Here is a 6,802-nt window from a genome sequence, read left to right on the forward strand (position 1 = left end):
TGAGGTCATAAAAAACCGCGATACGGGTGATGCCCGTATCGCGGTTTTTTCATTCATGGCCGGCTAGATCATGCCTAGCAACAACAGCACCAGCAGAATCACCAGCACTACGCCGACGATGCCGGATGGGCCGTAGCCCCAACTGCGTGAGTGTGGGAAGACGGGTAAGCCACCGATCAGCAGCAGGATCAGGATGATGATGAGGATCGTGGTCATGGCGGAGTCCTTGCGTGGTTAGGGGTCAAGGGCCTCGGACTGCTGGCCTCTTGTTAATTCGGACCGGTGCCGCTTGTGAAAGATTCCATTTGCTCGGCACTGACCGCTTGGTCATGCCCGCCCATTCACTACCCTGATGGATCCTGCCGGATGCCAATGCCTTGATTAGACTCGCCTGACAACCCATCAGAACAAGGCCTGCCACCATGCAAAACCGCATCATGATTACTGGCGCCGGGTCCGGCCTGGGTCGCGAGATCGCCCTGCGCTGGGCACACGAGGGCTGGCGCCTGGCGTTGGCCGACGTCAATGAGGCAGGCCTGCGCGAAACACTGGCGCTGGCCCGTGAGGCCGGTGGCGAGGGCTTCGTGCAGCGCTGTGATGTACGCGACTACAGCCAGCTCACCGCCCTGGCCCAGGCGTGCGAAGAGCGCTTTGGCGGCATCGATGTGATCGTCAACAATGCCGGCGTCGCCTCGGGCGGCTTTTTCGCGGAGCTGTCGCTGGAAGACTGGGACTGGCAGATCGCGGTCAACCTGATGGGCGTGGTCAAGGGCTGCAAGGCATTCCTGCCGTTGCTGGAGCGCAGCAAGGGCCGAATCATCAACATCGCCTCGATGGCCGCGCTGATGCAGGGCCCGGGCATGAGCAACTACAACGTGGCCAAGGCTGGCGTGCTGGCGTTGTCGGAGAGCCTGCTGGTCGAGTTGCGCCAGTTGCAGGTGGCGGTGCACGTGGTGTGCCCGTCGTTCTTCCAGACCAACCTGCTCGATTCGTTCCGTGGCCCGAACCCGGCCATGAAAGCCCAGGTCGGCAAACTGCTGGAAGGCTCCCCGATCAGCGCGGTCGATATTGCCGCGTATATCCACCGGCAAGTCGCCGCCGGCGAGTTCCTGATCCTGCCGCACGAGGCTGGACGTCAAGCCTGGCAGCTCAAGTGCGAGGCGCCCGCGCGACTGTATGACGAGATGGCCGAAGTGGCGGTGAAAATGCGCGCCAAAGCCCAGGCGCGATGATCTGTCTGTAGGGGGATTTACCTATGAATGTAGGTCTGTTCTGAATTGCCCTGGAGCCATTGTGTAGCCATCTGTACCCGAGGCAGGCTCCGGTTTTCCCTGTCGCAGGAGGATCGGATCATGCTGGTAATAGGGCGCGAAGTGGGCGAAGTCATCACTATCGGCGATGACATCCGCATCATGGTGGTGGAGACGCGAGACGGGATGGTGCGTTTCGGGATCAGTGCACCGCGCGAGGTGCCAGTGCACCGCGCCGAAGTGTACAAGCGCATCAAGGAGGGTGAGGCGCGCAAGGCTCGTATTGCCTGAAGGTCAGTCCAGCAGTTCGCGTGGCACATCGTGTTTGGCCAGTAACTGGCATTGCTGGCTTTCCGGGTCGAACAGGATGAACGCCTGGCCCTTGGCCAACGCCTGGCGCACGCGCAGCACGCGGGTTTCCAGGGGGGTATCGTCGCCATTGTCGGTGCCATCGCGGGTGACGAAGTCCTCGATCAGCAGGGTCAGGGTTTCGGCTTGCAGTTGGTCGTAGGGGATCAGCATGGGCAGGGGCGATTCTGGGGAATTAAGTGTGTGGGCATGCTACGCGAAAAGTACGAGGGTTTGGGGCCGCTGTGCGGCCCCAGGGGCTCAGCCTTTATTACCAACCAGGCTGTCCACCGCCGGTACCCGGGTATCGCTCTCCATCTGCGCATCGTGCTCCAGCTGGTGGCTGAAGCGTTCGAGCGAGGCATTGGCCGGCTGCGAGTCGCTGGCGAATACCGGTGGGCTCAACAGGTACGCTGACAACAACCGGCTGAGCGCCGCCAGGCTGTCGATGTGGGTGCGCTCATAACCGTGGGTGGCATCGCAACCGAACGCCACCAGCGCGGTACGGATGTCATGCCCTGCCGTTACCGCCGAGTGGGCATCGCTGAAGTAGTAGCGGAACAGGTCACGCCTGACCGGCAACTCATGGTCGCCCGCCAGTTTCAGCAGGTGGCGGGACAGGTGGTAGTCGTAAGGCCCTGAAGAGTCCTGCATGGCCACGCTCACCGCATGCTCGCTGGAGGCCTGCCCTGGCGCTACCGGGGCAATGTCGATACCGACGAATTCGCTGACGTCCCAGGGCAGGGCGCCTGCCGCGCCAGAGCCGGTTTCTTCGGTGATGGTGAACAGCGGGTGGCAGTCGATCAGCGGCTGCTGGCCACTTTCCACCACCGCCTTGAGCGCCGCCAGCAAGGCGGCTACCCCGGCCTTGTCGTCCAGGTGACGGGCACTGATGTGGCCGCTGTCGGTGAACTCGGGCAAGGGGTCGAACGCCACGAAGTCGCCAATCGATACCCCCAGGGCTTCACAGTCGGCGCGGGTGGCGCAATAGGCGTCCAGGCGCACTTCGACGTGGTCCCAGCTCACGGGCATCTGGTCGATGGCGGTGTTGAAGGCATGCCCGCTGGCCATCAGCGGCAACACGCTGCCGCGGAACACGCCAGTGTCGGTGAACACACTGACCCGGCTGCCCTCGGCAAAACGGCTCGACCAGCAGCCTACCGGGGCCAGGGCCAGGCGGCCGTTGTCCTGCACCTGCCGCACGCTGGCACCGATGGTGTCCAGGTGGGCGGACACGGCCCGGTCGGGCGAGCTTTGCCGGCCTTTGAGGGTGGCGCGGATGGTGCCACGGCGGGTCAGCTCGAAGGGGATGCCCAGTTCGTCCAGGCGTTCGGCTACGTAGCGCACGATGGTGTCGGTGAAGCCGGTGGGGCTGGGGATGGCGAGCATCTCCAGCAGGACGCGTTTGAGGTAGTCCAGATCGGGTTCGGGGTGGTGATGTTCAGGCATATGCACTCCTTACCGGCCTCTTCGCAGGTTCACCGCAGCGATAACTTGTGGGCGCGGGCCTGCCCCGCGAAGAGGCCGTTATTGATTCACGCCAACGCCCGGCTATGCGGGAACAGCAGGTCGACAAAGCGCTCGGCTGTTGGCTGCGGTTCATGGTTGGCCAACCCGGCCCGCTCGTTGGCTTCGATGATCACGTAATCCGGGTGTTCGGCATCACGCACCATCAGGTCCATGCCCACCACTGGAATATCCAGCGCCCGTGCAGCCCGCACGGCGGCATCCGCCAGCACCGGGTGCAAGCGCTCGGTCACGTCCTCCAGCGTGCCGCCGGTGTGCAGGTTGGCGGTACGGCGCACGGCCAGGCGCTGGCCGGCAGGCAGCACGCTGCCGTAGTCGAGGCCGGCGGCACGTACGGTGCGTTCGGTCTCATCGTCCAGCGGTATGCGGCTTTCGCCACTGGTCGCGGCTTGCCGGCGACGGCTCTGGGCTTCGATCAGCGCCTTGATGCTGTGCTTGCCGTCACCTATTACCTGCGCCGGGTGGCGAATGGCGGCCGCTACCACTTCGTGACCGATCACCAGGATGCGCAGGTCCTGGCCGGGGTGGAAGCTTTCCAGCAGCACACGGCTGTCGAAACGCCGGGCGTGTTCGATGGCCTGGCTGACGTCGTCATAGGTGGTCAGGTTGACCGCCACGCCCTGGCCTTGTTCGCCATCCACCGGCTTGACCACCACGGCGCCGTGCTCGTCGAGAAACGCCAGGTTGTCGTCGGCATTGCCGGCCAGTTGCTGCACCGGCACGTGCAGGCCGGCGTTGTGCAGGGTCTGCTGGGTCAGCCGTTTGTCCTGGCAGAGGGTCATGCTGACCGCGCTGGTCAGGTCGCTCAGCGATTCGCGGCAACGCACCCGGCGCCCGCCGAGGCTGAGGGTGAACAGCCCGCCTGCGGCATCGTCCACCTGCACCTCGATGCCACGCCGATAGGCCTCGTCGACGATGATCCGCGCATAGGGGTTGAGCCCGGCTTCAGGGCCTGGGCCGAGGAACAATTGCTGGTTGATGCCGTTTTTGCGCTTGACCGCGAAGGTCGGCAGGTTGCGAAAGCCGAGCTTGTCGTACAGGCGCTTGGCCTGGCGGTTGTCATGCAGCACCGACAGGTCCAGGTAGGCCAGGCCTCGGCTCATGAAGTGCTCGATCAGGTGGCGCACCAGCACCTCACCCACGCCAGGGCGGGTGCAGTGCGGGTCGACGGCCAGGCACCACAGGCTGCTGCCGTGCTCGGGGTCGTCAAAGGCCTTGCTGTGGTTCAGGCCCATGACGCTGCCGATCACCGCGTGGGTGTCTTCGTCTTCGGCCAGCCAATACACCGGCCCGCCGAGGTGGCGTGGGGTCAGCAGTTCGGGCTGCACCGGCAGCATGCCACGGGCCTGGTACAGGCCGTTGATCGCCTGCCAGTCGGCGTCACTCTGTGCCCGGCGGATGCGAAAGCCGCGGAACACCCGTTGCGCCTGGCGGTAATCGGTGAACCACAGGCGCAGGGTGTCGGACGGGTCGAGAAACAGCTGTTGTGGCGCCTGGGCCAGCAGCTGCTGCGGCGCCGCCACGTACAGGGCGATGTCGCGCTCGCCGGGGCGCTCTGCCTGCAGCGCCTCGGCCAGGCTGGCCGGGTCCGGGTAGGTGTGGCCGATCAGCAGCCGGCCCCAGCCGCAGTGCAAGGCACGTGGCTGGTCGTGGGGCTCGCTGCCATCGCCGGCCAGGCGCGCCTGCAAGCGCTCGTAGGACGGTGCCTGGCCGCGCAGCAGGCGCTGGCCGTAGGCGATTTCGTGGGCTTTCATCGATCAGATTCCTTGTTCGCTCAGCCACAGGTTGAGCGCCGCCAGCTGCCACAGCTTGGAGCCACGCAAAGGGGTCAACTGGCCGTGCGGGTTGCTCAGCAGGCGGTCGATCATGGCCGGGTTGAACAGCCCACGGTCCTGGCTGGGGTCGGTCAGCAGCTCGCGCACCCAACCCAGCGTTGCGCCTTCCAGGTGCTTGAGGCCAGGGACCGGGAAGTAACCCTTCTTGCGGTCGATCACTTCATGCGGGATCACCCGTCGGGCGGCCTGTTTGAGCACCTGCTTGCCGCCATCGGGCAGCTTGAAGCGCGCCGGGATGCGTGCCGACAGCTCCACCAGGCGGTAGTCGAGGAACGGCGTACGGGCTTCCAGGCCCCAGGCCATGGTCATGTTGTCGACCCGTTTGACCGGGTCATCGACCAGCATCACCGTGCTGTCCAGGCGCAGGGCCTTGTCTACCGGGTCGCGGGCGCCGGGGCGGGCGAAGTGTTCGCGGACAAAATCGCCTGCGGCGTCGCTTTCCAGCAGCCAGGGCGCTTGCACGGTGTCACGGTACTCGGCGTGGCTGCGGTCAAAGAATGCGTCGCGGTAGGCGCCGAAGGCATCCTCTGCGCCGTCGACTTGTGGGTACCAATGGTAACCGGCGAACAGCTCGTCCGCGCCCTGGCCGCTTTGCACGCCCTTGCAGTGCTTGGCCACTTCCCGCGACAGCAGGTAGAAGGCGATGCAGTCATGGCTGACCATCGGCTCGCTCATGGCGCGGAACGCGGCCGGCAACTGGTCGATGATCTCGTGTTCGGCGATGCGCAACTGGTGGTGGCGGGTGCCGTAGTGGCGGGCGATCAGGTCGGAATACTGGAACTCGTCGCCGCGTTCGCCGCCGGCATCTTCGAAGCCGATGGAGAAGGTCGACAGGTCGTCTACGCCGGCCTCGCGCAGCAGGCCGACCAGCAAGCTGGAGTCGACACCGCCGGACAGCAGCACCCCGACATCCACCGCAGCGCGCTGGCGGATCGCCACGGCATCACGCGTGGCGTCGAGCACGCGGGTGGTCCAGCCTTCCAGGTCGAGCTCACGCTCGTCGGGGTGGGCGCCGTATTGCAGTTGCCACCAGGTCTGGCGTTCGACTTCGCCGTGACGGTCGACGCGCATCCAGGTGCCGGGCTCGAGCTTTTGCACATTGGCCAGCAAGGTGCGCGGCGCCGGCACCACGGCGTGGAAGTTGAGGTAGTGGTTGAGCGCCACCGGGTCGATGACCGGGTCGATGTCGCCGCCCTTCAGCAGTGCAGGCAGCGTCGAGGCGAAACGCAGGCGCTCGCCGTTGCGCGACAGGTAGAGGGGTTTGACGCCGAGGCGGTCGCGGGCCAGGAACAGGCGTTGGTTATCGCGCTCCCAGATGGCCAGGGCGAACATGCCGTTGAGCTTGGGCAGCAGGGCTGCGCCCCAGGCGTGGTAGCCCTTGAGCAGCACTTCGGTGTCGCCGTCGGACCAGAAGCTGTAGCCCAGGTCCTGCAGCTCCTGGCGCAGCTCGGGGAAGTTGTAGATGGCACCGTTGAAGGCCAGCGACAGGCCCAGGGTATTGTCGACCATCGGCTGCGCCGAGCCGTCGGACAAATCCATGATTTTCAGCCGGCGGTGGCCGAGGGCGATCGGGCCTTGGCTATGAAAGCCCCAGGCGTCCGGGCCGCGAGGCGCCAGGTGGTGAGTGATGCGCTCCACAGCGGCCAGGTCGGCCGGGCGTGGGGCTTGGTCGATGGGGGTAAAACGTAACTCTCCTGCTAATCCGCACATAAGTCCTTACCGGTTTTTCCGTTGGGGAGGCGGCGCCCGGAAGCAGGCGCCTTAAGGAACTGACCGGGGAGGTTTGCAGGAGTTTTAGATCAATCTGTTATATGGGTGGGGTGCTGGGGGCTTGGCTTGGGG

General features: G+C 65.3%; 7 protein-coding genes. 2 read left to right on the plus strand and 5 right to left on the minus strand.

Going from position 1 to position 6,802, the window contains the following annotated elements; all coding sequences use genetic code 11:
- Nucleotides 1-63: 63 nt before the first annotated feature.
- The gene (locus HU766_RS06610) at nucleotides 64-216 is read right to left on the minus strand and encodes a DUF3309 family protein (RefSeq protein ID WP_012271016.1); all 153 of its coding nucleotides are present in this window, start codon (nucleotides 214-216) and stop codon (nucleotides 64-66) included.
- 206 nt (nucleotides 217-422) lie between these two features.
- Between HU766_RS06610 and HU766_RS06615 the strand changes: the two genes are divergently transcribed.
- Together HU766_RS06615 and csrA are read left to right on the plus strand one after the other, a co-directional pair.
- The gene (locus tag HU766_RS06615; protein WP_186654647.1) at nucleotides 423-1,232 is read left to right on the plus strand and encodes an SDR family oxidoreductase; all 810 of its coding nucleotides are present in this window, start codon (nucleotides 423-425) and stop codon (nucleotides 1,230-1,232) included.
- A 120-nt stretch (nucleotides 1,233-1,352) separates the two neighbouring features.
- Nucleotides 1,353-1,541: a carbon storage regulator CsrA gene (csrA, locus tag HU766_RS06620; RefSeq protein ID WP_033700722.1), complete on the plus strand. Its 189-nt coding sequence runs from the start codon at nucleotides 1,353-1,355 to the stop codon at nucleotides 1,539-1,541.
- Between the two features lie 3 nt (nucleotides 1,542-1,544).
- Here csrA and HU766_RS06625 read toward each other — a convergent pair whose 3' ends face one another.
- The 4 genes from HU766_RS06625 to HU766_RS06640 form a co-directional block, all read right to left on the minus strand.
- On the minus strand, nucleotides 1,545-1,772 hold the full coding sequence (locus tag HU766_RS06625; protein WP_016501031.1) for a YheU family protein: 228 nt from the start codon (nucleotides 1,770-1,772) through the stop codon (nucleotides 1,545-1,547).
- Nucleotides 1,773-1,859: 87 nt separating this feature from the next.
- Nucleotides 1,860-3,047: an osmoprotectant NAGGN system M42 family peptidase gene (locus HU766_RS06630; RefSeq protein WP_186654670.1), complete on the minus strand. Its 1,188-nt coding sequence runs from the start codon at nucleotides 3,045-3,047 to the stop codon at nucleotides 1,860-1,862.
- 86 nt (nucleotides 3,048-3,133) lie between these two features.
- Nucleotides 3,134-4,879 carry an N-acetylglutaminylglutamine synthetase gene (gene ngg, locus HU766_RS06635; protein ID WP_186654672.1) on the minus strand — a complete coding sequence of 582 codons (1,746 nt, stop codon included), beginning with the start codon at nucleotides 4,877-4,879 and terminating at the stop codon, nucleotides 3,134-3,136.
- 3 nt (nucleotides 4,880-4,882) lie between these two features.
- Entirely contained in the window at nucleotides 4,883-6,670 is a 1,788-nt protein-coding gene (locus HU766_RS06640; RefSeq protein ID WP_186654674.1) for an N-acetylglutaminylglutamine amidotransferase, read from the minus strand.
- Between the last annotated feature and the right edge of the window lie 132 nt (nucleotides 6,671-6,802).

Origin of the sequence: Pseudomonas sp. SWRI77, from assembly GCF_014269105.1 — a bacterium.
Taxonomy (GTDB): domain Bacteria; phylum Pseudomonadota; class Gammaproteobacteria; order Pseudomonadales; family Pseudomonadaceae; genus Aquipseudomonas; species Aquipseudomonas capeferrum.